The sequence below is a fragment of the Natrialba sp. PRR66 genome (genome assembly GCF_034808065.1).
Lineage (GTDB): Archaea > Halobacteriota > Halobacteria > Halobacteriales > Natrialbaceae > Natrialba > Natrialba aegyptia.
Map to the genome: position 1 here is coordinate 1 of NZ_JAXHGN010000051.1, position 286 is coordinate 286.

General features: G+C 62.6%; 1 pseudogene. It reads right to left on the reverse strand.

Features of this window, described 5'->3' with window-relative positions:
• Positions 1 to 286: pseudogene (locus tag SM755_RS23440) on the reverse strand (2-isopropylmalate synthase); the annotation flags it as partial.

Sequence of the window (286 nt, forward strand, 5' to 3'; positions counted from 1 at the left end):
GTCGACGGACCGTTCCATCACCTGCTCGCGGGTCGCGTGCATCGAATCCTCTATCTGCACGTCGCTGGTGGACGCGAACACGTGCACCATCTCGACGCCAGCGTCGAGGGCCGCTTCGATGTCCTTGTCGACGACGCGGGCCAGCCCGCAAACCGTCGTATCTGTGCTTTTAGCGATGTCGCTTACGGCCTCGAACTCGGCGTCGGAGTTGACGGGGAACCCGGCTTCGATGACGTGGGTTCCCATCCGGTCGAGTGCCGTGGCTATCTCGCGTTTGTCCTCATAG